The organism is Leucobacter aridicollis (assembly GCF_013409595.1).
GTDB classification, from domain to species: Bacteria; Actinomycetota; Actinomycetes; order Actinomycetales; family Microbacteriaceae; genus Leucobacter; species Leucobacter aridicollis.
Genome location: NZ_JACCBD010000001.1, coordinates 169,132 through 192,178, shown reverse-complemented (window position 1 = coordinate 192,178; position 23,047 = coordinate 169,132). Strand labels below are relative to the sequence as shown.

General features: G+C 66.8%; 19 protein-coding genes. 9 read left to right on the top strand and 10 right to left on the bottom strand.

Features of this window, described 5'->3' with window-relative positions; all coding sequences use genetic code 11:
• The first annotated feature begins 3 nt into the window (after positions 1 to 3).
• The 3 genes from BJ960_RS00865 (at position 4) to BJ960_RS00855 (ending at position 2,615) form a co-directional block, all read left to right on the top strand.
• On the top strand, positions 4 to 693 hold the full coding sequence (locus BJ960_RS00865; protein WP_185985869.1) for an NUDIX hydrolase: 690 nt from the start codon (positions 4 to 6) through the stop codon (positions 691 to 693).
• 253 nt (positions 694 to 946) lie between these two features.
• Positions 947 to 1,861 (top strand): CPBP family intramembrane glutamic endopeptidase, encoded by a 915-nt coding sequence (locus BJ960_RS17090; RefSeq protein ID WP_202229206.1) that lies wholly within the window; start codon positions 947 to 949, stop codon positions 1,859 to 1,861.
• Between the two features lie 355 nt (positions 1,862 to 2,216).
• Positions 2,217 to 2,615, top strand: coding sequence for a hypothetical protein (locus BJ960_RS00855; RefSeq protein WP_185985867.1), 399 nt, complete (start codon positions 2,217 to 2,219; stop codon positions 2,613 to 2,615).
• Positions 2,616 to 2,722: 107 nt separating this feature from the next.
• On the opposite strand, the gene BJ960_RS00850 is transcribed toward BJ960_RS00855, so the two are convergent.
• Positions 2,723 to 4,336: a deoxyguanosinetriphosphate triphosphohydrolase family protein gene (locus BJ960_RS00850; protein WP_237463723.1), complete on the bottom strand. Its 1,614-nt coding sequence runs from the start codon at positions 4,334 to 4,336 to the stop codon at positions 2,723 to 2,725.
• A gap of 97 nt (positions 4,337 to 4,433) precedes the next feature.
• On the opposite strand from BJ960_RS00850, the gene BJ960_RS00845 reads away from it, so the two are divergent.
• Complete coding sequence (locus tag BJ960_RS00845; RefSeq protein WP_185985866.1) at positions 4,434 to 5,006, top strand: hypothetical protein; 573 nt, start codon at positions 4,434 to 4,436, stop codon at positions 5,004 to 5,006.
• Between the two features lie 92 nt (positions 5,007 to 5,098).
• Positions 5,099 to 6,067 carry a diacylglycerol/lipid kinase family protein gene (locus tag BJ960_RS00840; protein WP_185985865.1) on the top strand — a complete coding sequence of 323 codons (969 nt, stop codon included), beginning with the start codon at positions 5,099 to 5,101 and terminating at the stop codon, positions 6,065 to 6,067.
• On the opposite strand, the gene BJ960_RS00835 is transcribed toward BJ960_RS00840, so the two are convergent.
• Together BJ960_RS00835 and BJ960_RS00830 are read right to left on the bottom strand one after the other, a co-directional pair.
• On the bottom strand, positions 6,060 to 6,716 hold the full coding sequence (locus tag BJ960_RS00835) for a response regulator (protein ID WP_185985864.1): 657 nt from the start codon (positions 6,714 to 6,716) through the stop codon (positions 6,060 to 6,062). The genes BJ960_RS00840 and BJ960_RS00835 overlap by 8 nt on opposite strands.
• Complete coding sequence (locus tag BJ960_RS00830) at positions 6,713 to 7,981, bottom strand: sensor histidine kinase (RefSeq protein WP_185985863.1); 1,269 nt, start codon at positions 7,979 to 7,981, stop codon at positions 6,713 to 6,715. The genes BJ960_RS00835 and BJ960_RS00830 overlap by 4 nt, the downstream gene beginning before the upstream one ends.
• A 106-nt stretch (positions 7,982 to 8,087) precedes the next feature.
• Here BJ960_RS00830 and BJ960_RS00825 point away from each other — a divergent pair, with 106 nt between their 5' ends.
• From BJ960_RS00825 to BJ960_RS00815, 3 genes are all read left to right on the top strand, one after another.
• Positions 8,088 to 8,669 (top strand): hypothetical protein, encoded by a 582-nt coding sequence (locus BJ960_RS00825; protein WP_202229205.1) that lies wholly within the window; start codon positions 8,088 to 8,090, stop codon positions 8,667 to 8,669.
• A gap of 90 nt (positions 8,670 to 8,759) precedes the next feature.
• Entirely contained in the window at positions 8,760 to 9,473 is a 714-nt protein-coding gene (locus BJ960_RS00820; protein WP_185985862.1) for a YceI family protein, read from the top strand.
• Positions 9,474 to 9,779: 306 nt separating this feature from the next.
• Positions 9,780 to 12,350, top strand: coding sequence for a LuxR family transcriptional regulator (locus BJ960_RS00815; RefSeq protein ID WP_185985861.1), 2,571 nt, complete (start codon positions 9,780 to 9,782; stop codon positions 12,348 to 12,350).
• A 44-nt stretch (positions 12,351 to 12,394) separates the two neighbouring features.
• Here BJ960_RS00815 and BJ960_RS00810 read toward each other — a convergent pair whose 3' ends face one another.
• The 7 genes from BJ960_RS00810 to BJ960_RS00780 all read right to left on the bottom strand — a co-directional run bounded on the left by BJ960_RS00810 (position 12,395) and on the right by BJ960_RS00780 (position 22,485).
• A complete protein-coding gene (locus BJ960_RS00810; protein WP_185985860.1) occupies positions 12,395 to 14,947 on the bottom strand; it encodes a LuxR C-terminal-related transcriptional regulator in 2,553 nt (850 codons plus the stop codon).
• A 232-nt stretch (positions 14,948 to 15,179) separates the two neighbouring features.
• Positions 15,180 to 16,565 carry a tripartite tricarboxylate transporter permease gene (locus tag BJ960_RS00805; protein WP_185985859.1) on the bottom strand — a complete coding sequence of 462 codons (1,386 nt, stop codon included), beginning with the start codon at positions 16,563 to 16,565 and terminating at the stop codon, positions 15,180 to 15,182.
• Positions 16,565 to 17,002 carry a hypothetical protein gene (locus tag BJ960_RS00800; RefSeq protein WP_121074225.1) on the bottom strand — a complete coding sequence of 146 codons (438 nt, stop codon included), beginning with the start codon at positions 17,000 to 17,002 and terminating at the stop codon, positions 16,565 to 16,567. Before BJ960_RS00800 ends, BJ960_RS00805 begins: the two co-directional genes overlap by 1 nt.
• 14 nt (positions 17,003 to 17,016) lie before the next feature.
• Positions 17,017 to 17,958 carry a hydroxymethylglutaryl-CoA lyase gene (locus tag BJ960_RS00795; protein ID WP_425324742.1) on the bottom strand — a complete coding sequence of 314 codons (942 nt, stop codon included), beginning with the start codon at positions 17,956 to 17,958 and terminating at the stop codon, positions 17,017 to 17,019.
• Positions 17,955 to 19,226 (bottom strand): hydroxymethylglutaryl-CoA reductase, degradative, encoded by a 1,272-nt coding sequence (locus tag BJ960_RS00790; RefSeq protein WP_185985857.1) that lies wholly within the window; start codon positions 19,224 to 19,226, stop codon positions 17,955 to 17,957. The genes BJ960_RS00795 and BJ960_RS00790 overlap by 4 nt, the downstream gene beginning before the upstream one ends.
• A gap of 118 nt (positions 19,227 to 19,344) precedes the next feature.
• Complete coding sequence (locus tag BJ960_RS00785) at positions 19,345 to 21,249, bottom strand: helix-turn-helix domain-containing protein (RefSeq protein WP_185985856.1); 1,905 nt, start codon at positions 21,247 to 21,249, stop codon at positions 19,345 to 19,347.
• A 39-nt stretch (positions 21,250 to 21,288) separates the two neighbouring features.
• Positions 21,289 to 22,485 (bottom strand): RimK family alpha-L-glutamate ligase, encoded by a 1,197-nt coding sequence (locus BJ960_RS00780; protein WP_121074238.1) that lies wholly within the window; start codon positions 22,483 to 22,485, stop codon positions 21,289 to 21,291.
• A 26-nt stretch (positions 22,486 to 22,511) separates the two neighbouring features.
• On the opposite strand from BJ960_RS00780, the gene BJ960_RS00775 reads away from it, so the two are divergent.
• On the top strand, positions 22,512 to 22,988 hold the full coding sequence (locus BJ960_RS00775) for an ATP-dependent zinc protease family protein (protein ID WP_185985855.1): 477 nt from the start codon (positions 22,512 to 22,514) through the stop codon (positions 22,986 to 22,988).
• The last annotated feature ends 59 nt before the right edge of the window (positions 22,989 to 23,047 follow it).

Here is a 23,047-nt window from a genome sequence, read left to right as displayed (position 1 = left end):
GTCATGGCACGTACGAAGGCGGAAGCGCGGCAGCAGCTCAAGGACGCGGTCGATCGCGGGTTCGGGATCGACTTTGAACCGCCGTTTCCGCAGACCACTGGCGAGCTCCGCCGGTCCGCCGTGCTGATCCTCTTCGGCGCGCTCGACAGGGTGCCCGCAGACCCGGCGTCGGGCGAGCCGGTCCCGGCCGAGCTCGACGTGCTGCTCACCCGCCGCGCGACCCGGATGCGGCATCACGCAGGCCAGATCGCCTTCCCGGGCGGCGGCGTCGAGCCGGAGGACGCGGACATCACGCAGACGGCACTGCGAGAGGCCGCGGAGGAGACCGGACTCGACCCTGCGGGCGTCGAGGTCCTCGGCACGCTGCCCGAGATCCACGTGCCGGTGAGCCGCAACCTCGTCACGCCCGTGATCGGCTGGTGGCGGCTTCCCAGCAACGTCGCCGCCGACCACACCGAGTCCGTCGAGGTCTTCCGTGTGCCCGTCGCCGAGATGCTCGACCCGGCGGCCCGCGGCCACTCCGTGCTCCGGCGCGCGGGCGCGACGCATCGCGGCGCCGCGTTCAAGCTGCAAGACAGGTTCGGCGGCCACACCGTGTGGGGCTTCACCGGGATGCTCCTGTCGAGCGTCTTCGACGGTGTCGGCTGGACCGTGCCGTGGCAGCCAGGGTCCGACTTCGAGGTGACGGGCTAGCAGCGCCCCGAGCTATCGGGCGCGGGCCAATACTCACACTGCCACGCAGGAGCTTCCTCCGATCGCAGCTCAGTCCCCTCATGCTGAGCCGCTTCGCAGCCTTGCCTCGACACCTCCGCAAGCCATCAAGCATGCCGACGCCCATCTCAGCCCGCTGGAATGACTAAGGGCAGTGCGTTCTGTATGATATTCGAAACACAGCAATGAGGCGGTGGTAAACCGAATGAGTTACAGTCGATGGTCTGGTGTTTCGGTGGCTATCTTTACCGTGATCTCATTCGTGTTGGCATGGGCGATAGCACTTCCACTCTGGCTCGGAGAGGGGTTACGTTCGCCACTCGCGAACCTTCTCGTAACTACGATGATGTTCGTTCCAACGGTCGCCGCACTCACTGTGGTGCTTGTCATCGAAAAGCCTGAGCGAAAGGCGGAGGCGCTCGGTCTCGTCCCGCTCAAGCCAGCGGGGAGGCTCATCGGCTACCTCATAGTTGCCCTCTTCCTCACGATCGCGCTGTGTTTACTCGCCCTGGTGGTTGGGTCATTGTTCGGAGTGTATCCGGCTGACTTCACCCATTTCTCGGGCTTCCGCCAGATCACCGAGATGCAGCTTGCCCAAGCAGGAAGCACCGAGCTGCCTATGCCTATCGGCGCGCTTGTAGCGTTGCAGTTCTTGAACGTTCTCGTCTCCGCGCTGTTCATCAATCTGCTCCCCGCACTCGGCGAGGAAATCGGGTGGCGTGGCTGGCTATTACCAAAGCTTCTGAAGTACGGCCCGTGGCCCGCGATTCTCATATCCGGTGTCATCTGGGGACTCTGGCATGCTCCCGTAATCCTGCTAGGGCACAATTACCCAGGAACTCCGGGCTGGCTTGCTCTCCTCGCCATGGTCGCGTTCAGCACGATCATGGGCGGGCTCTTCGGGTGGCTCAGGCTTCGCGGAGGATCAGTCTGGCCCGCTGCCCTCGCGCACAGCACCCTCAACGCCGCCGGCTCATTGTTTATCGTGTTCGTTGCAGAGAACGGCCGTTTCGACCCGCTACACGGCAACATCACTGGGTGGAGCGGTTGGATCGTCCCAGCGATCCTCCTTCTCGTCCTAGTTGTGCTCGGCAAGTTCACGCCCTTCGCGCCGACTGCGAAAACCACTGAGGAACATTCGTATGGCTAGACAGGATCGAGCGATCGTGACGAGGAAGAAGATCCTGTGGACTGAGGCGCACCTTTGTTCGCAGCACCGCTATGGAAGTGCCCGTATCGCTACCGGAGTCAGTCTGAAACGACCGCCGCAGCGCTCGATCGGAGGCGGGTTACCAGCAGTCGACACGGCCGTCGCTGCTCGGGAGACGCGTGCGGTTGTCCATCAACACACAGGCACGTTCGTTCGTAAGGTATGGGTGTCTGTCGATGTCACAGACTGCAGCGACAATGATTGAATTCTCACTCAACACGGTCGCCGAGCCAGGTTCTGTTCCAGCTGAAACGGCCGAGAGCACCTGATGCGTCGCGGATCGCGCCGATCCACGTTGGCCACTATTGTCTTCCCGAGCGTGCTCTCGTTGCTCACCGCGGGGACAGTGGTGTGGCTGATGCCGCTTGCCCCTGAGGGGGTCGTCATGCAGTGGTGGGACGGGAGGCCTTCCCGGTACGCGTCGCCAGCCGAGCTCCTCGTCATGCCTGCATGCGCCCTGCTCGTCATCATCCTCGGGCAGGTTGCAGCTCGCGCCTGGAACCGCCGCGAGGCACGCCTCGGACTGGCTATTGTGAACGGGGTCAATGCCACGCTCAACGTCTTTGCCGTGTCACTGCTGGTGGGGCAGCTGGAGGGATCTGCTTCCAAGATCGTTCCGGTCATTGCGATTGGCATATCGTTCTTAGCCGGAGTCTTGGTCGCGGTCGGCACGTTTCTCTCGACACGAGAATGACCCGCACAGGTCAGGCCAGCGTTGCGGCACGTATCGACGGTGTCGGCTGGACCGTGCCGTGGCAGCCAGGGTCCGACTTCGAGGTGACGGGCTAGCAGCGCCCCGAGCTATCCGGCGCGGGTGAGCAGGTCGAACGCGGCCACCGCCTGCTGGTCCGTGAAGGACGAGACGTAGTCGAGGATCGCACGCGCGCGGCCCCTGCGGTGAATGCCCGTGCCCGAGATGTCCCCCTGCAGCAGCTCCGGCCGCTCCTTCGAGAGATCGAAGAGGTTCTCAGTGGCCTCGTCGACCCACTCGAGCAGTCTGCGCGGCGCGCGGCCGGCGTCGTCGGGGTCCGACAGCCAGGCGTCGAAGCCGAGCACGAGTTCCTCGACGACGCGGGCCTGACCGCGCTGGGAGTGCGCGAGGTCGGGCGACTCGAGCACGAAGCTCGCGTGCACGAACTTCAGCACGGCGACCTCGTGCCACGCGCGCTGGTTGAGTCGCACGTGCCCGCCGCGCATGTGCGGCTTGGCCTCGACGACGATCGAGGAGCGGAGTCGCTCGATCCAGCGGCGGGTGAACCCGGAGACGGCGCGCTCGCTCGCGATGCCCCCGTCGTAGGGCGACAGGAGCAGGCCGTCGACGAGTTCGTCGCACACGAGCTGCACGGCGGCTCGGAACGCGTCCCGGTTTGCGATCCAGCCATCCTTTCTGCTCATGCTTCGCCACTTCAGCTCGAGCGAGCGGCCCGGCCTGCGCCACTCCACCTGGACCTTCGCAAGCGGCTCGGCCGCGAGCACGGCGTCCTCAGCGAGCCACGTCTGGAGCTCTGCGGCGACGGCGGCGTGCTGCAGCACGCCAGCCCGCGTGAAGTCGTCGAGGTCGTGCACCGCGTACGCGATGTCGTCTGCGACGTCCATCACCGCGCACTCGACGGTCTGCACGCCCTCGGCGATCGCCGGGAAGGCGGACAGCGCCTGCTCAAGCTCGCCGACCTCGAGCACGTAGCTCGAGAACTTCTCGGCGCCCTTCACCGGGTCGTTGCCGACGCCGCGTGGCCGCTCGGTGACGGGCAGTTCGTTCGCGGTCACGCCGACCCACCGCGCCCGCGTCCAGGGGTACTTCAGCACTGACGCGCGCACCGCGGCCGTGAGATTCAGGCCGGCGAAGTCGCGCCCGAGCGTGTCGAGCGAGGTAAGAATGCGGAACGTCTGGGCGTTGCCTTCGAACCCCTCGGCGAGTCCGAGGCGCTCGCGCGCGACCCTGTCGAGCACACGCTCACCGAGGTGCCCGAACGGTGGATGCCCGAGGTCGTGCGCGTGCGCGGCCGCCTGGGCGACGATCGTGTCGCACCCACCGAGCGCCGTCACGATCGCGCCGGTCTCGTCATCGGTCGCCGCCTCACCGCGTTCGAACGCGCTGTGGTGTGCGGCGGCCCCGGCGAGGTTCGCCGCGACGACGCGGGCGACGGCGCTCACCTTGAGGGAGTGCGTGAGCCGGTTGTGCATCACGGGCCCCACGCCGGACTGCGGCACAACCTGCGTCACGTCCGACAGCCGCGCGAAATACGACGAGAAGCGAATCCGTTCGAGGTCGATGCGGAACTGCTCGAGCTCCGTGCTGTCGCCGACCTCGCCAGGTTCGACTCCCTCGCTACCCCGAGCCGCATGCTGCGACGACTCCTGCTCCGCATATCGCCTCGTTGCTCGATTCGCGGGCCCGGCTGTCGTATCCATCATGCCCCTCATTCAACCATTCGCGGGCTCCCGCGACCGTATTGGCGCTGGGTGGTCGCAGCTCGCGCCCGCCGAGCCGCCACGGGCCTACACTGACACTATGAGTACGACGAATGGCGGGACCGGGAACAACACCCGCGGCGAGCGGGTTCCCGCAATCGAGCGGGCGACAGGCAGGCAGTGGGCGGACTGGGTCAGCGTGTTCGATGCCCACGGGGCGCGCTCCCTCGGGCACACGGAGATCGCGAAGCTCGCGCTCGCGACGATGCCGCCGAACGTCGAGAACGAGGAGTGGTGGGCGCAGGGCGTCGCAATCGCGTTCGAGCAGCACGCCGGCCTGCGGGTGCCCGGCCAGTCGTCCGCCGGTGACTTCCGTGTGAGCGCGAGCCGCACCCTGCCGCTCGAGCGTGACGCCGCGCTCGCCGCCTGGGTCGAGCGGTTCGGCGATGCTGCGGAGCACCTCGGACACGAGGTGACCGGGGCGCGCAGCTCGCGCACGGAGAAGCGCTCGTTTTGGCGGTTCTCGCTCACCGATGCCGGCAAGGTCGAGGTGTCGGCGACCGCGAAGGATCCCGCGCGGACGATCCTCGCGATCAGTCAGGATGGGATGAGCTCTGGCGAGCGCATCGAAGAGTGGCGCGCCTACTGGAAGGCGCAGCTCGCGCAGCTCTGACGCATAACCGGCGAACTTTCAGCCAGTCGCGCAAGCATAGTGGCACGAGCAGTCGGCGACCGTGCCGGCTGCGTCACGGCAAGGGGAACACCGTGCACGAGACCATCGGCATCGTCTGGAATCCGTCAAAGGTCGCGGAGAGCGAGCTCAGCGCTGCGGTCGCGGCCGCAGTCGCGTCGAGCGGCCGCGAGCCCGATCTGCACTGGTTTGAAACGACGGTAGCCGATCCGGGAGGCGCCGCGGCCCGGGAGGCGCTCGCAGCGGGATGCACGGTCGTCGTCGCTGCTGGCGGCGACGGGACGGTTCGCGCGGTCGCGGGGGCGCTCGGCGGCCTCGGCGCGCGGGCGGGTGAGGGCAGCCCGCGCGCAGACCTCGGGATCATTCCGCTCGGCACTGGGAACCTGCTGGCGCGCAACCTCGGCGTTCCGCTCGGAGACCCCGAGTCTGCGTTCGCGCGCGTGCTCGCCGGGGAGGCGCAGCCGCTCGATCTCGGCGAAGTCACGCTGACGCGCGCGGACGGCGCGAGCGAAGCCGAGGCCTTCGTCGTGATGGTCGGCTTCGGCATCGACGCGCAGATGATCGTCGAAACCGACGACGACCTCAAAGAGAAGGCCGGGTGGCTCGCCTACGTGGAGTCGCTCGGGCGCGCGACGGCGGAGACCGAGGTTGTCGAGTTCTCGCTCTCACTCGACGGCGCGGATCGACACCCCGAGGAGGCCCACACGCTGCTCGTCGCGAACTGCGGCACGCTCCAGGGCGGAATCACGCTCCTCCCAGACGCGGAGCCCGACGACGGCGAGCTCGACCTGCTCGTGCTGCGCGCGGATGGGATCGCCGCCTGGCTCGACACGATGCGCAACATGGTGTGGGAGAACGGCCTGAAGCGGCTGCTCACTGGCGGCGACCGGGCCGAGAGTTCCGCCTCGACCGGGCATCTGCGGGCGCGCACGGTGAGGGTCGAGCTCCCCCACCCGCACGCGTTTGAGGTGGACGGCGACGACTTCGAGGATGTCGTGTCATTCGAAGCGCGGGTGCTGCCCGCTGCCCTGCGCGTCAGATAGCGGCCGCGCCAAGCGCCGCGAGTTGCACGCGTGAGGTCGCGCCGCTCTTCGTGTAGAGCGATCCCACGTGCGTCTTGACCGTCGTCACGCCGATGTGGAGCTCGCGGGCGATGTGCTGGTTCGACAGCCCCGCGACGAGGAGCTCGAGCACCTGCCGTTCGCGCGGCGTGAGGTCGGCGAGGCCGCCTGAGGCGTCGCCGCCGGGAGCTGGACTGGTACGCCGCGCGGCGGTGAACCCGGCGATCACCGAACCGGCGACGGCGGGGTCGAGCACGTGTCGGTCCGCCGCAACGTGCCGCACCGCATCAATGAGGTCGCCACCGCTCGTGCTCTTGAGGAGATAGCCGTGTGCGCCGGCGGCGAGCGCGCTCGCGATGAGATCGCCCGAGTCGTACGTGGTGAGCACCAGCACCCGAGTCGCCGTCTCGGCGGTGATCCGCTCCGTCGCCCACACGCCGTCGGTTCCCGGCATGCGCAGGTCGACGAGTGCGACGTCTGGCGCCAAGCGGTGACATGCGGCGACCGCATCGAGGCCGTTCTCGGCCTCGGCGACGACCTCGATGCCGTCGCCAGCTTGGAGGATCGCGGCCACGCCGCTGCGCACCGCCTCGTGATCGTCGGCAATGAGTACGCGAATAGGTTCGGTCATCGGCTTCCCTCCGGTGGCACTCGCCCGCCCCTGCGCGCGCCGAGGGTGGGCAGCTCGAGCACGGCGCGCCACGTCGCCCCATCGGCCCCCGAGCGCAACGTCCCGCCGACGCTTTCGAGCAGCACGCGGGTTCCCTCGATCCCGAGACCCGTGCCTGTCGGCAGCGGATGTGCGCCGGCACCGCGGGCATTGCTGACGGCGATGCGCAGCGCCCGACCGTCGGGCTGTTCGGTTACGCCCTCAAGATGCTCCGCGCGGACCTCGACATCGCCGGTTCCGTGCTTCGCCGCATTCGCGGCGAGCTCCTGGAGCGAGCGGAGCAGGATCCTGACCCGCGCGGTCTGTTCCCGTGCGAGCGCCCGGGAGATCGTCTCATCGGCCGATTCCGCCCAGTGCACCGCGCGCCCCGCCGGCAGCAGGCCAGCGATTGATGCGAGTTCCTCGCCGGTGTCGATCGGCGCACCGCTTCCCGCCTCGTCGACGAGCGTGAGCACGGAGATGAGCCCGCGCAGCTCGTGGTGCGCGCGATCGGTTCCGTTCTTCGCGCGGTCAAGGCTCTGTTGGAGCGCGCTGAGGTCGGTGCGCGGTCCAGCATCGGGATCGGCGCGGTCGAGCTTCGCGGCCTGCAGCTTGGCCGCCTCGATGTGCAGCCCGGCGACGGCGATCTGGTTCGCGACGAGGTCGTGGAGGTCGTGCGCGATCCGGGTGCGCAGTTCGCGGGTGTCGCTCGCGTGACGGGTCGCGAGCTCCGCGGCCGTGCTCGCGCGCTCGGCGCGCACGTTCCAGCCCCACAGGCCGGACACCGCGACGATGAGCCCCCACTGCACGAGCGCGACGGCGATCTCGGGGTGGGTCGGAGTGACAAGCACCAGCGCGGCGGCGAGCGCCGCCGCGGCGAACCCTGCGAGGCGCAGCAGGATCCGCACGGCGCGCGGGCTCCCGTACTTCACGGCGGCGTAGATGAGGTCCGTGAAGACGAACACCACCGCGACGCTCGCGCCCAGGAGCGTGTCGGCGAGGGCGACGGCGGCCCCGAGCCCGAGCGCGAGGAACGGCCTGCGTGAGCGCATGAGTAGGGGTGCGGCTGCGGCCGCGAGCGTGACGAGGAATGCCCAGCGTGGCGCCTCGAAGACGGCGAGTTGCCCCCAGATCCCGGTGAAGCCCAAGCCCCACGCGACGCCGCCGACAACGAGCCAGAACGCGGCGATCAGGGCGTCTCGGCGTCCGGGGTGCGCCGGGAGCGTCTTCACCCAGTCAGCTTGCATGGTTCTATCTTCGCCCACGGCCCGGCCCCGTGGCTCATTCGATCGGAGGAGCAGGTGCGGCCAGGGGGAGGATCCGGTCCGCGCCCGCTCACGGGAGCCTGGATGTATGAACATCATCGTTATCGGGATCGTCGCCTGCGAGATTGGGTTCTGGGTGGTCCTCGCAGCGGGCCTCGGCGCGCGGTATCTGCTGCGGCTTCGCCGTCTCTCGTCCGTGCTGCTGCTCTGCGTCCCTCTCCTGGATCTGCTGCTGCTCGCGCTTATTACCTGGGATCTCGTCTTCAATGGCGCAACCGCCACCTTCGCCCACGGGCTCGGGGCGGTCTATCTCGGGTTTACCGTGGCGTTCGGGCACCAGATCATCAACCGGGTGGATGCGCGGTTCGCGCACAGGTTCGCGGGCGGCCCGCCCCCGGTCAAGCCGCCCAAGGCTGGCAGCGCCCACGTCCGCTACGAGTGGCAGCAATGGGGTCGGATGCTGCTCTGCGCCGTCATCGCGAGCGTCGTCATCGGCGTCATCGTGCTGCTCGTCGGCGACAGCGCGCGCACCGCGGAGCTCGCCGGCTGGATCGGTCGCGTGTGGCTCGTGACCGGCGTGTGGTTCGTCGGGTGGCCGCTGTGGCTCACCATCACGGGCGGCGGGCAAGCGGCCGAGGGTGCGGCGAATGCGGGCCCTGGCACCCGATAAGTTGCCAGCAACTTCCCTACCTTTTCAAAGCAATCTCGTCGAGGAAACTGCGAAGGTTGATACCCGCGCTCCTCCGACGGAAGATTCCTCATGCAGAAGAACCACAAGATCCTCATCGGCGTCGGCGCCGGCCTCCTCGCGCTCGGCGCGGTGGGGGCACTCGTCGGGCCAAGCATCTACCGCGACTTCATCGCCGCGCCCGCAGCCGAGGTGCCGTCGGTCGAGCGCCCCGCCGACGCGCCGGCGGACGGCATGACCGGCGCGCTCGACCCGGCTGCCCTCGTGGGCGACTGGTCCGTGACTGCAGGGTCCGAGGCCGGCTACCGGGTCGACGAGGTACTGAACGGCACCGACGTCACGGTGACCGGCCGCACGCAGGACGTCACTGGCACGTTCACCGTCGGCGAGGACGGGCTCACCCTCACCGCCGCGCAGCTGTCGGTGGACGTGGCATCGATTGAGACCGACAGTGCGCAGCGCGATGCCTACTTCCGAGACCAGGCGCTGCGAGCCAGCGAGTTCCCGGAGGCGACGTTCACGCTCACGGAGCCCGTCCAGCTCGCTGAGACGCCCGAGTCGGGCGAAACCGTCCACGCGAGCGCCACCGGCGAGCTCACGATCGCCGGGAAGACGCAGACCGTGACTGTCGACGTCGAACTGCGAAGCGACGGCACGACCGCCGAGCTCGCTGGGTCTGTTCCGATCACCTTCGCCGACTTTGGCGTAACGGCCCCCACCCTCGGATTTGTCTCCGTCGAACCCGAGGGATTCGTCGAGTTTCAGCTCACCGCGGGGCGGGGCTAGCACCCACCGAGAACGATCCACTGCCGACTACGTAGTCCACTCACGGCCACGGGCCGAGAAACTACTGCATTGGGGCGCTTGGGCCCCTCAGGAATGCTGCACTGTACTCACTCGGCACCGAAATTCGGTCGCTTCGTGGGCCCGTCCGCCCGTCAACGCGGTAGAAAACTAGTGCGTCCCGTGCCCACGCTGGTCGTCACCGGCTGCTGATCTGGAGAGAAGATCGCGCCCCAGCGTGCGCGCCCAGCGGTCCCAGCGGCCGCGAGAGTCTTCGACGCACCGACCGCAAATGAGGGGCCGAGAACTATGCATCGCAATCATCATGCGAACGTTATCTGCGAGGACGTTCAGCGTGGAAAGCACGTTGAGGTCGTTGGTGCGCCGGGGAGCGGAAAGACGACGCTGCTGCAGCGCGCACAGAGCTCGCTGCAGCAGGACGGCTGGGTCGTCTACAGCGTGCAGGGCCAGCCATCGTTCGTCAACCATCCGCTCGCAGCGCTCACCGTCGCCGGGCTTGTGAACGCCGCAGAGCTCCGGCCTCAACCGGTCGCGGCGCTCCTTGCGGCGGCGGTCAGCGATCTGTGCGCGAAACTGCCACACGGCAGGTCGGCCCTGTTCGTCGACGACTGGCAGGAACTCGACGACGCGAGTTGGGGCGTCATCCAGGCCGCTGCAAGACGCAATGCGGTTCCGCTCGTGTGCAGCAGGCTTCCGGCCGACCCGCCGGGCATCTCGACGTCACGCTTGAGCCCCCTCGCAGGCAGCAAGATGCGCGAGGTACGGCTTCGGCCTCTGACGTTCGCCGAGCTCGAGCAGGCACTCAAACAGCACCTGAACGGCGCGATCGCCCCGAACACGTTGAGCCGGATCTACGCGAAGACCGGCGGCAGCCCCGGCCTCGCCCTGGCGCTCGTCGACGCCGCCACGCAGGTCGACAAGCTGCGCGTCATCGAGAATGAGTGGCGCGGCGCTGCGGACCTGTGGAACGACTCACTGGCGGCGCTCGCACGCAGGCTCATCGATAGGCTCGACGGCGAGTATCGAGACGCCCTCGAGGTGCTCTCCCTCCTCGGCGCCGTCAGCGTCAGCCGCGCAAGCGAAGTCGTCGACCTCGGCCTGCTTGAACGGCTCGAGGACCACGGATTCATTCAGATTGTCCCCGTCGATGGCGACAACGTCGTGTCCGTTGAACCCCCACTCCTCGCCGAATACTTCCGCCACGAGGCCAACCACGTCCGCAGGTTCAGGCTCACCAAGGCGCTCGAGGGCCTCCCCCAGCCGTCCCAAGGCGCCTGGGGGTCGACGGCGCTCGAGGCTGAGTCTGAGCACCCGGCTCAGCTCGTCCGACTCGCGCACGAACGGATTCGCGCGGAGCAGTTTGCTGCGGGTCAAGCGTGGCGAGAGGCCCCGAGCCTTCGCACGGCTGCGCGAGCGGTGCGGGCGCTCACACTAGGTATCGACAGGTTTACTGAGGAGGTTGCCGCGATCGTCGCCGAGGCGCAGCAACTCACGGCGACGGACGAAGAGTCGTTCGACTGGGCCTGCACCATCGCCGACGTACACATCGCGCGTGACGCCGACCTGAGCGGCGCGATGACCGTGCTTGCGACCGCAGCTGCCTCGGGAAGCGAGTACGCCCCAGCTCTCGAGGCTCGCGCCGCGCAACTCGCGCTGGTGTATTCCGGAGATCAGGCGCGCGCAAGGTCATGCCCGCGCCCACCGTCGGACGCCCCGCCCCGCGTCCACGCAGAGATCCTCGCCACTCAGGGAATGCTTGCGCTCGTCGAGGGCAACGTCGGCGCGTGCACCGTGCTGTTTGAGGAACGCCGCGAACTACTCGCTGCTGCCCCAGGGACGAGCAGCGTCGACGCCACGGTCGAGATCTTCGAGGGCTACGCAGCGTACCTCTCTGGCGACGCTGCCAACACCATCCTTCGATGCCTCGACGCGTTCCATGACGCCGTCGCCAACCTCGACACCGTCGCAGTAATCGCTCGTGGTTCGCTCTGCGCGACCCTGCTGCTCCTTGAGGGCAGGCACAAAGAAGCCGGCAGCGTCATCGCACGCACGCACATGCTTGGCGCTCCGGGCACCCTCCCGGCCTTCACTCGGATGAGCCTCGCCACCGCCGCCGCTGTCCTCGCCGCGCGACAAGGGCGGAAGAATCTCGGTGAGCGGCCCCTACACGATCAGCCCCGCATGCACGACGTCGCCGTGCCGCTGCCGGGTGTCAGCCCCCAGTGGGCCGCAGTCCAGGCTCTCATCAGCTCGGGAAAGCAGCGCGACGCAGCCGCCCTCGCAGAGCGGTCTGGGCACGAGTACTGGGAGCAGGACTCGCGCCTAGCCGCAGCCTACGCCTATCTCGGCGCGCTCGAAGCCGACCCAACACGCGAACGCCTCGCGGCCACACTGCCGCGGCTGCAGCAGGTCACCGCCCCCGCCGTCGCGCTCCTCGTGCAGCATGCCGTGGCAAGGATCTCCGAGGACGCTCCTGCGCTCGCCGACCTTGCCGGCGTCTTCGCCCAGCAGCGCAGGTACTCGTTCGCTATCTCTGCGCTTCGGCTCGCGGCCGAGATCTCGCGTTCGAGTGGGGACCCTGCCGAGACCGCGGTATTCGAGCGCAAGCTCACAGAGCTCACCAAGAGTCTGCCGACGGGGCAATACGACCCGCGCCGGGGCTCAAAGGTGGCGGCAGAGCTCACGAGCCGAGAGCTGCGCATCGCGCGGCTCGCCCAGTCCGGCCTCTCGAACCAACAGATTGCCTCCGACCTCGTCCTCTCGATCCGCACCGTCGAAAGCCACATCTATCGCATCATGCGAAAGCTCGACATCGATCGTCGCGCCGACCTCGCCGACTATTTCGCGAGCAACTCCTAAGGCCCGGCCGCGGGTCACGCGCGCGGGCCAGAAGGACACCCGAATCAGCCCGGCAGGTTCACCACCGAGGCGAGGTCACCACGCTTTCGCACTCCGGTCTTCTTCATGATGCGGTGCATGTGGCTCTCGATCGTCCGCACCGACAGCACCAGGCGATCCGCGATCTGCTGGTTCGTGGCGCCCGCGAGCACGAGCCGCGTGATCTCCTGCTCGCGCGCCGTCAGTTGCGATCCGAGGTTCTCAGCGTGGATGTCCCCGAATTCCTCACGGGGGAGCTCGGCGCGGAGCTCGTCGTACTGCTGCTTGTGAGCCTCTGCCTTGGCGGCGTCGCCCGCCTCCTCGGCCAGGTTCTGAGCCACCCGGTACGCGGTGAGCGCGTCGCCGTAGAATCCGCCTGCCGCCAGCTGCGTTCCCGTTGCCGCAGCCTTGCCAGCGGCTCCCGCCACGATTGATTCGAACAGTTCCAGCCTCCGCGCGAAATATTCAGACGCGAGGCTCGTGAGACGCTCGCGGAGGCGGTCGAGCCGATCGGACGTTGGGTCGAGATCGAGCGCGGTGAGATACGTGAGGCCTGCGTTGAGCTTCGACCCCCGGGCCCACAGCTCGTCGCCGCCCGCCTCAGCCAGATCCGCACCAGCGGCGGCGTCGCCCGCGGCCGCCGTGATGTGAGCCGATGCCCAGCCACGCGTCCCGCCCGGCAGCAGGCTGTCGGGCACCGGCAGCGCCTCGTACTGGGCTTGCAGGAGCTGGGCCGTCCGCAGGTCGCCTCGCACCGCCGCGAGCACGGCGCCCATAACGATAAGCGACAGGTGTACGAAGGGCGGCTGGCGGATCGGCTCGCCGAGCGAGAGCGCGAGCCGGATCGACTCCTCCGCGCGCCAGTACCGGCCGTCGAAGATGTCGATGAGCGCCGATATGTAGCAAAACCCACGGATGGCGAGGTTGTCGAATGACTCGCGCGCGGCGGCGAGCCCCTGCTCGGCGTAGGTCCGCGCGAGGTCGGGGTGGCCTCCAAAGTACTCGGTCATGATGACAAAGCCTGTCCGCTCGATTGACGGCGGACGAACGTCAATCGACTCCGCCGCGGCGTAGTGCGCGCGGGCAGCAGCGGGGTTCCCGTCGCGCAACAGGTGGGCGCCGAGCGCCTCGTGAACGGCAACGCGGACGCGCACGTCAAGCCGTGTGTCCTTCGGGTCGGGCAGCAGATCAGGATCGGCCTGCGGCAGCAGCGCGCCCTGCACCTCGAACGCGCGGACGTTGAGCAGCGGCCCGAGCCGCGGAAAGCGCCCGGATTCCTCGACCAACGTCGTGAGGGCCCGATCGAACTCGCGCGAGATAAACAGCCAGTGGTCGACCTGCAGCAGCACCCAGCGCACCATGATCGCCTCGCTGGCCTCAGCGGGGAGCCCCGCCGCCAGATCGAACAGCTCCTCCAGCTCCTCCTGTGTCGCCCCCGCCGAGACCGAGATCTCGATGAGGTTCGCGAGCGTCGTGCGCGACGGCGAGCGGGACCATTCCGACTGCGCGACGAGCATCCGGTTGCGCAGGTGCTCGTGGACGAGCCGCACGAACGGCGCGTCCGGCGTTGCGGTGAGCTCGGGCAGGTGGAACGGGATCGCCTTCGCGGTGTCGCCGCCCAGATGAGCCTCGAGCATCTTGCTCAGTTTGTGTCGCCTCGCCGCGGCGGGCCGCTGCCTGAAAAAGTCAACAAGCAGCGGCGGCTGCACCGTCACAAGCAGCCTGCCGGCCGAGGGGTACAGGCCGATGAGCGCGAGGTCCTCAAGCTGCGTCGGCACCTCGTGACCGGTGAACTCGACGAGGGTGTCGAGCTCGACGATCCCCAGCAGTGCGAGAATCTCGAGCGCGTCCCACTGCTCGTCGGTGAGCTCGGCAAGGAGCGCGTCGACGTACGGAATGAGTGCGTTACTCCAAAACGTGCCCGACGCCACCCACGATCCGCGATCGAGCTGCATCTTTCCGTCGTGAATCGCTGCCCGCACCATCGTCAGCGCAAGCCCGACGTTGCCGCCGGACTCTGCGAACACGGAGCTGGTGGTGCTCGGATGCATCGGGTGACCGGTCGCACGCTCGATCACGGCAGCCAGCTCGTCGAAGCCGAGCGGCCCAAGGCGCACCCCGAAACCAGGCGCGATGCTGAGCCCCTCAAGCTGATTCCCAACGCGGTGCCGCGAGGAGCCGGGAAGCCGGCTGACGATGGTTGGGATCCGCTTGCGCGAGCACACCGCGGAGAGCGCGCCCCAGCTCGCGTCGTCGATGAAGTCGGCATCCTCAAGCACAAGCAGCGCGTCGTCGTCGCCCAGCAGCGCGGCGAGCTCGGTCACGACAGCGCCGACGGAGAACCCCCGCCCGCTCGGGGCGGTCTCGACTCCAGCGAGGCTCAGGCAGGCGAACGGCGTCGTCCGGTACGCGTAGATCCCCCGCACTTCAATCACGCGCCAGGTGAGGTTACGGAAGTGTTCGACGATCTGGTGCACCAGATGGCTCTTGCCGACGCCATGCTCGCCGAGGATCTCAACCGAACCACCGCTCGCGATGATCTCCGTCGTTTTCCTGAAAGATACCGCTCGATCGTCCATTCGCGCCACACCGCCTCGTTGGGTCACCGTACTCGCCGCGGAACATCACGACTTGTGGAGAGAGTACTCCATCGCGGCCCGCCACTGACGGGTTTTCTTCGCGTTACGTATGGTGCGGGCGCGTGCCGCGTGAGGCGTCTCAGCCGCGGCCGGCGAGGCTCAGCTGTCGACGAGGTCCTGCGCCTCGGGCGGGAGCTTGCGAACGCCGCTGGGAGCGGCGTTCGCAAGTGAATCATCCAGCGAACAAGGCTCCAATCGCTGGAACCGTCAGCGCGGCGACGTAGTACCCCATGAATTGGACTCCGGTATGAACCTGGAACATCCGATTCAACAGTCCTCCGACCAGCCCGATACTGACCGCCACGAGAAGCGCGACAATGCCTCCCTCGTACAAGCAGATTACGGCGATGAGCCCGGCGAACGCACCAATGATGGCTTCGTGCGAGACCTTACGCATGATCCAGGACGCGGCACGGTGCGCCTGCGTCATCGCGAACGGGTAGGTGATCAGCAGCGCGATGACCACCGCAACGAGGCCGAATACTAAGAACTGCCAGGGCTCCAGCAGGTTGTGCAGGTTGTTCGTTTCGCCCGAGTCGGCATCGATCGTGTAGACCGGCGGAGCGTTGAAGAGCGGGTTGGCTGGGCCCGCCGCCATGGGCGAAAGCGGCAATCCGATTGCGATGAGCGGGATCAGCGTCTCAGCAATATACGTGGACTCCGTCGTGCCGTTCTTGATCGCCATCATCGATGTCAGTCGACGGTAACCGTTCTTGATTCGACCGCCGAACGTCTCGCCCATGAGCACAGTCATTGCGACCGGAGAAAAGACGAACGTCGCGCTCGACACGACCGCCGCTGAGGCGGTACCCGCGAGCTGGCCACGGTCTAGCACCCGGAATGGGTTCGGGGTCCGGCCCTTCCACGTTCGAACATCTGCCGCAAGCTCGAAGGTTCTCGGAGCATCCCGCTTCAGTAGTTTCCGACCGGTGGGGCTCGCGGAGAGCACCAGGTCGGCAATGAGGGGCCCGATTGCAATTCCCAGGAAGAAGCTGATCGACAGCCCCTTGCCAAGCACCCCCGTTGCCCACCCTTGGAGGCCAACAACAATCAAGACAAACGGAACGAGTGCCACCAATGCACCCCAACGGCCCTTCGAAAGAACGGCGATGAGCACCGCAGCGGCAAGGAACAACCACGGAGCAACCGAGCTGATCGCTCCCGAGAAAGGCGTCAGAATCATCGCAAACAGCACGGCCAACGGCACTGCAATGAGAGCGGCAACGACGCCGCCGGAGATGGCCTTGCGCAGGGCAATGTGTGGAACCCCAAGCTCGCGCAGCATCTGAGCATCGCGGAGCAACGGCGCGGCTAGCGTGTCGCCGGGTATCCCGAGGAGTGTGGTGGGTATCGCGTGGGTGATGTGTTTCGCCGCGATCGATGCCATGAAGAAGGCAAAGACGCCGACGGGTGGCACACCAAGCAGGATCACCAGCAGAGTCAGGGGCGCGATCGTGGCCGTCTCGTCGGTCCCCGACACGAGCCCAAGCAGCCCGAACACAACGGCACCAGCAAGGGCCATTCCGACAGCCCACAGCAGGAGTTCGATAAGTTCCATTAGGAAGCGTCCCCCTGTTCCGCTCGCCGGCGTTCGTTCTTCAGGTGCTGCGCACGGAGATCGTCATAGAGTCCGAGTTCACGAACCTCCGCGAGCGTCGCCGCAGGAAGTTCGTCGGGGTCCCCGAGCGGGCCCAGCTCGGCTTCGATGGCATCCATCGCGTCAGCGCGGGAGCCAGAGCTTTCCTCGCCGATCCTGACGATCCTCTTCGGCTTGAAGAACCGCGCCGCGATGACGGCGGCCAGCACACACGCTGCAAGGCCGGTCACCAGCGAGTAGGAGTGAGCGAGGGGATCGCCGTCAGTGAGCAGGCCAAATCCCCACTCTGCGACAAAGTAGGCGGGTACCGCGATACCAATGCCAAGTCCAATAGAGGCGACGAGGTGACGGCTATCAACCGTGTCTCCCCACACCTCCAGAAGGTGGTCGTTGTTCATTGAGCTTCCTCTTTCTAACGCGCCAGCGCCGTTGCGACTCGTGATGTAGGGGGTTTGCGGAGCGTGGCACTCAGCCACGAGCTCGCCTCGGTGAGGGCATCCAAATTGATGCCTGTCTGGATGCCCATCCCCATGAGCATCCACAACAAGTCGTCGGTGGCAAGGTTGCCGGTGGCCGAACGCGCAAAGGGGCAGCCACCAACCCCACCCGCCGACGAGTCAAAGACGCGGATTCCCTCGGCAAGGCCAGCGGCAACGTTTGCCAAAGCTTGACCGTAGGTGTCGTGCATGTGCAACGCGAGATCAGCGACAGGCACTCCTTCCCCGGTAAGCGTGCGCACCACTTCGGTCACCTGGCCGGGCGTCGCGACACCGATGGTGTCCCCAAGCGAAAGCTGCGATACCCCGAACGCCCGCATTCGCTGAGCAAGGCCGAGGACCTCCCGTGGCGACACTGGACCTTCCCACGGGTCTCCGAAGACCATAGAGAGATATCCGCGTACGCGCACGCCGTCAGCAACGGCGCGCGCGACTACGGCAGCGGCAGCGGCTTCCATGGTCTCGCGCGATGCACCAAGGTTGCTCTGCGAAAAGGACTCGGTGACGCTGAGGAAGACAGCGATCTCAGTGGCGCCAGCGGCGCGCGCGAGCTCATAGCCACGGAGATTCGGCACCAGCACTGGTTTTCGCACGTCGAGGTGCGCCACCCGGCGAAGCACCTCATCAGAACCCGCCATTGCCGGTACACGGTCCGGGCGGACAAAGCTACCGACCTCGATGATGGGGCAACCGGCGCCGGCGAGCCGCTCGATGAGCTCAACCCGCTCGTCGATGCCGAGGAGCCTGGACTCGGCTTGCAGCCCATCACGCGGCGCCATCTCCCAGACTTCCACGGCGTCCGGCCCACTTGGCAGGGAGACGCGGGCGGGCAAGCCAAGCGCCCGAACGTCAGTCACCGTTCGGCCCGCAGTTCACCGATAATTCCCTCAGCGATGTCTGCGCGAACGCGCCCGTCTGCAACGAGCGCACTCGCGACTGCATCGACCTCGCTGGCCGTCGCGCCTGCCCCGATCGCCACGTTGCGCGCGTGGAGTCCCATGTGGCCCCGCTGGATACCCTCGGCAGCGAGTGCGCGTACGGCGGCGACGTTCTGAGCGAGGCCCACGGCGCAGACAATTTCACCGAGTTCTGCAGCGGATTTCACTTCGGTGATCTCAACTGCCGCCCGCGCTGCGGGATGGGTCTTCGTTGCGCCCCCGACGAGCCCAACAGCCATTGGCAGCTCCAGGGTAGCGACGAGCGAGCCCGACTCGTCTCGTTCGAACCGCGAAAGCGCCCGATACTGGCCGTCGCGCGCAGCGTACGAGTGCGCTCCGGCTTCGACGGCCCGAGTGTCATTGCCCGTTGCGAGTACGACAGCGGAGATGCCGTTCATGATGCCCTTGTTATGGGTGGCGGCTCGGTAGGGATCATCGACTGCAAGCATGGCGCCGGCGAGCATGTCGTCTACGACTTGGCCGCCGCCCAGCGCTCCGGGTGGAATAGCCAGCCGAGCTCGAACAAGCCTCAGGTCAGCGAGGTTGGTGAGAATTCGGAGCAGTGGCCGGCCTCCGGCGAGTTCAGCGAGTCGAGGAGCAACGGCCTCCGCCATAGTGTTCACGGCGTTCGCCCCCATAGCGTCGGCGACATCGACGATGAGGTGCACGACAACGTGTGATCCACCCTCGCTCCGCGGCAGTATGCGTACGCGAATGTCGCGCGCACCGCCACCGATCTCGACAAGCTTCGGATCTTGTGCATTGGCGAGGGCCAGGATTTCATCAGCCGACTCGATGAGTCGCGCCCGCGCACCATGTGGGTCTGCGATGTCGAGAAGCTGAATTTGCGCTTGCATCAATGGCTCGCTCGTCGTGGTCGTAATGCCACCAAGTTCTCGAGCCATCCGAGCGATGTTCGATGCGGCCGCCACGACAGACGGCTCCTCAGTGGCCATCGGCACGAGCACCTCGCGACCATTCACGACAAAGTTTGTCGCCACCCCAACCGGGATCCCGATCTGGCCGATCACGTTCTCGATCATCCGGTCGGCTTGCTCTTCAGACAAGCCGCTACCGACAAGCGCCTCCATATTCGTAGGCGGCGCTTCGAAGGCGTCCATCAGGGTGGTACGCCGCTCAGCGACGGTGAGATTGCGAAGTCCGCTTAGGCGGGAAGTCTTGGCCACGTCATTGTCCTCTCATGCTCAACCGCACACGCAGCGGTCATGCCATCCGAGCAATCAAAGCACCTCAGGGTCAGCCACATCAGGTCCGATTTGGACGTTATTGGGCGATCAACCCTGTCTATTCGAGTGCGCGGCGTGCGACTTCTACGCGAACAGCAAGCTCGAGGCGGAATCGTGCTTCGGGCGAGTCATCGGCTTCACCTAAGAGCGCTCGTAGCCGTTGCACTCGCTGCTTCAACGTGTTGAGGTGAATGTGGAGCCGCCGCGAGGCGGCGGTGAGCGACCAGCGCTCATCGAAGAGTGCAGCAAGAGTTTCTACGAGCTGGGTCCCATGCGCGTGATCCCATTGAGAAACAGGGCGCAACGTCTCGGTGACAAAATCGCGGAGCTTGCCACCTTCGCCTCCGAACAGCAACGCATACGGGGCAAAGGTCGCGACGGGGAAACGCCGCGAGCCAAGTGCCAGCCCTTGGGCCAGCTTCGCGGTTTGTATAGCGTCTTCGATGCCTGCGGCGGCTTCCTGAAGGTTCGCCGCGATCACGTAGGCAGCTCCCGCTTCAGGCCGGTTCATTACCCCAACAATGTGCTCGCACGTATCCCCTGAATGCTCGAGCGGAGCGAGCACTGCAACACCGACCGGCGTGTGTGCGGCGAGAAAGTCCCGGCGGCCGCGAACTGCGGCCAATGCCTGCGCGCAGTGTTCCCGCGGCAGAAGGACGACGCACAACGCCCAAGGTTCATCAACGGGGTAGCCGCGGGCCTCAGCCCGATCTACCCCGCTCGCACGACGCTCGGGGTCGAACAAGTCGGCTGCAAGTTCCCCCCGGACTCTCTCCTCAGCTTGGTCGAGCGCGTCGTGGCGCATGTGCACAAGTGCGGCAATAACTGCTGATCGCTCGACTGCTCGCTGCTCGACAGAGGTCAGCGGTGCGGCGCCTCGCTCAACGACTATCGCCCCGAGGTGCCCCGTCGCGGCAAGCACTGGAGCGACCAGCTCAACGGCCCCCTGCGGCAAGCGGAGGCTCGTTCCACCCGCCACCGTGCGCTCAATCACTTCCCGCATCCGCCGGCCCGGTGAGGTTTCACTCATCGTGCCCGCCACAACCTTGCCCTCGACATCGAGCAGGCCAACCGGACGCCCGAGCGCGTCGCTGAGGGTCGCGATCACTGTCGCGGTTCCATGCCCGTGTACGACGAGAGCAGTGAGATCACCGTGCAGCGACGCCGCCCATTCGGCTGCCCGCTGACCACGCGCTGCCTCCTGGGTTGCGGTGGTGGCTTCCTGGAGCAGCCTGGCGGTATGCAGCACCAGTGCCGCATGTCCTGCGAAGGTGGCGAGCAGCGAAATCTCGTCAGCCCTGAAGCTATGCGGCTGGCGGCTCGCGCCGAACAACACGCCCAAGACCTCATCTCCAACAACGAGAGGTACTCCGACGAGGGATCGCAGCTGCTCTTCCTGCACAATGCCATCGATGACAGGGTCGTGGGGGACGGTTGTGAGTTCGTCGTAGTCCTCCACCCACTGCGGATGCCTCGTACGCACCGCGAGGCTCGCCAGGCCAATGCCTGCCGGCACGACCATTGTGAGAAACCGAGGGGACGTTGTACCGGTCGCGGCCCGCACGTAGAGTTCTTCGTTGCTCGCGTCATAGACAGACAGGTACGCAATGTCGAGTTCAATGAGCTCGTGGGCGCGATCCACGATGCGCTGCAGGAGTAACTCCGCATCGGTCGTTGACAACAGGTCGCGTGTGGATGACATCACCGCTCGAAGCTCGGCGCTCCTCTGGCGGAGCCCGGCAGTGCGCTGGGACAGCGCTATGAGTGCCTCCGCTGTCTCTGCGGTGTTTGCCGCAGCAGAGATTTCACTTTCGGAGACGGGGCTTCCCTCACTGAGGCGACGGATGATGGCGGCAAGCTCCCGATCCCGGTTGCTGCCGGCAGTCATCCCGACGCCTTCGAAGGGGCGCTCGCCAGCCGAGCAGGGCTCCGCTCGCTGCCGTACCGAATTCCGTTCATGCATTCGATCATGGCATTGTTCCGGGGCCGCGGCCGGCGAGGCTCAGCTGTCGACGAGGTCCTGCGCCTCGGGCGGGAGCTTGCGAACGCGGGCCCGGCGGCGCGGGCGCTCGGGGATCATGGAGCGCATCTCCTCAAGCTTGCCGAAGCAGAGCAGTCGGTCCTCCGGCTCGAGCACGACGTGCTTGCGCGGGTTCGGGATCACCTGCACGCCGCGGTGCAGCGTCAGCACGGTGATGTCGCGCTCCCACAGCCCGAGCTCGCCGAGCGGCTTGCCGACGTGCTCCGCGCCGGCGTGCATCGCGAGCTCGGCCACGCCGTACCCCGTCGAGACGGAGAGGCGCTGACGGACGTCGATCTCGGGGAAGTTCACCTGGTTCGCGATGTAGTCGATGATCGCCCCGGCGACGTCGAGGTCGGTCGCGGTTTCGATGCCCTGCAGGCCCGGCGACGAGTTCACCTCCATCACGAGCGGCCCGTCGTCGCCCTCGAGCATGTCGACGCCGGCGACGCGCAACCCCATGATCTGGGCGGCGCGCACGGCGGTCTGCTCGTAGGCCGGGTCGAGCTGCACTGGCTCGACCGTGCCACCGCGGTGCACGTTCGACCGGAACTCGTCGCCCGACGCGACGCGACGCATCGCCGCGACGACGCGGTCGCCGACGACGAGCGCGCGAATATCTCGGCCGCGGCTCTCCGCGATGAACTTCTGGATGAGCACGTTCTGCTGCGTTGAGTGCAGCGTCTCGATGATCGCCTCGGCGACCTTCACCTGGGGGGCGAGGATCACGCCGATCCCCTGCGTGCCCTCGAGCAGCTTGATCACGACGGGGGCGCCGCCGACAGACTCAATCGCCGGGCGAACGTCCGCGCGATTGCGCACGAAGGCTGTCGGCGGCATCTCGATCGAGTGGCGCGACAGGATCTGGATCGCTCGCAGCTTGTCGCGCGCGTTCGAGATTCCATTGGCGGTGTTCGGAGTGTAGACGTCCATCTGCTCGAACTGGCGGACGACGGCGGTACCAAAGTAGGTAATCGAGTTGCCGATGCGCGGCAGGATCGCGTCGTAGTCGCTCAGGAGCTTTCCGCGATACCTGAGGTCGGGCTCATCCGTCGCGAGGTCGATCGCAAAGCGAAGGGTGTTGAGCACCTTCACGTTGTGGCCGCGCTGTTCTGCGGCCGCGCGGAGGCGCTGCGTCGAGTACGCCTGCGGGGCGCGCGAAAGAATCGCCAGTTTCAAGGTGATTTCCTGCCAAGATAGAAGCCGTGGACGAATACTATTCAAGCACCCTGACGGGCTGGCGTGAATGGGTGAGCCTGCCCGGAATCGGAGTGCCGTGGATCAAGGCCAAGATCGACACCGGGGCGCAAACCTCGGCCTTGCACGCGGGCAACATTACTCCCTTCGAACGTGACAATGAGGCATGGGTGAGGTTCACCGTGCAGCCGTGGCAGCAGGGCGAACTCGACGAGGTCGAGGTCGAGCTTCCGGTCCACGATCGGCGCACGGTTCGAAGCTCATCCGGGCACACCCAGGATCGGCTCGTCGTGCTCATGGATCTCGGGCTCGTCGGCCGCGTCGTTCCCGTCGAGGTGACGCTGACGGACCGCGAGGAGATGGTCTTTCGGATGCTCATCGGCCGCGAGGCCTTGAAACAGGGCTACGTGGTCGATTCGGGCGCGTCGTTTCTCGGTGGCCGCCCCGCCGCAAAGATCCGCAAGCGTAACCGCGGCATCGCCTAGGCGTTCACCGACGGCGACGCGCCGCCTCCCACCGCGATCGTGTACGCATAGTGGACTCT

Bases quoted from the DNA above. Each gene is read 5' to 3' on its own strand.
- BJ960_RS00865 (WP_185985869.1), top strand. From the start codon at position 4: ATGGCACGTACGAAGGCGGAAGCGCGGCAGCAGCTCAAGGACGCGGTC.
- BJ960_RS00850 (WP_237463723.1), bottom strand. From the start codon at position 4,336: ATGATGGATACGACAGCCGGGCCCGCGAATCGAGCAACGAGGCGATAT.
- BJ960_RS00845 (WP_185985866.1), top strand. From the start codon at position 4,434: ATGAGTACGACGAATGGCGGGACCGGGAACAACACCCGCGGCGAGCGG.
- BJ960_RS00835 (WP_185985864.1), bottom strand. From the start codon at position 6,716: ATGACCGAACCTATTCGCGTACTCATTGCCGACGATCACGAGGCGGTG.
- BJ960_RS00830 (WP_185985863.1), bottom strand. From the start codon at position 7,981: ATGCAAGCTGACTGGGTGAAGACGCTCCCGGCGCACCCCGGACGCCGA.
- BJ960_RS00825 (WP_202229205.1), top strand. From the start codon at position 8,088: ATGAACATCATCGTTATCGGGATCGTCGCCTGCGAGATTGGGTTCTGG.
- BJ960_RS00820 (WP_185985862.1), top strand. From the start codon at position 8,760: ATGCAGAAGAACCACAAGATCCTCATCGGCGTCGGCGCCGGCCTCCTC.
- BJ960_RS00815 (WP_185985861.1), top strand. From the start codon at position 9,780: ATGCATCGCAATCATCATGCGAACGTTATCTGCGAGGACGTTCAGCGT.
- BJ960_RS00810 (WP_185985860.1), bottom strand. From the start codon at position 14,947: ATGGACGATCGAGCGGTATCTTTCAGGAAAACGACGGAGATCATCGCG.
- BJ960_RS00805 (WP_185985859.1), bottom strand. From the start codon at position 16,565: ATGGAACTTATCGAACTCCTGCTGTGGGCTGTCGGAATGGCCCTTGCT.
- BJ960_RS00800 (WP_121074225.1), bottom strand. From the start codon at position 17,002: ATGAACAACGACCACCTTCTGGAGGTGTGGGGAGACACGGTTGATAGC.
- BJ960_RS00785 (WP_185985856.1), bottom strand. From the start codon at position 21,249: ATGCATGAACGGAATTCGGTACGGCAGCGAGCGGAGCCCTGCTCGGCT.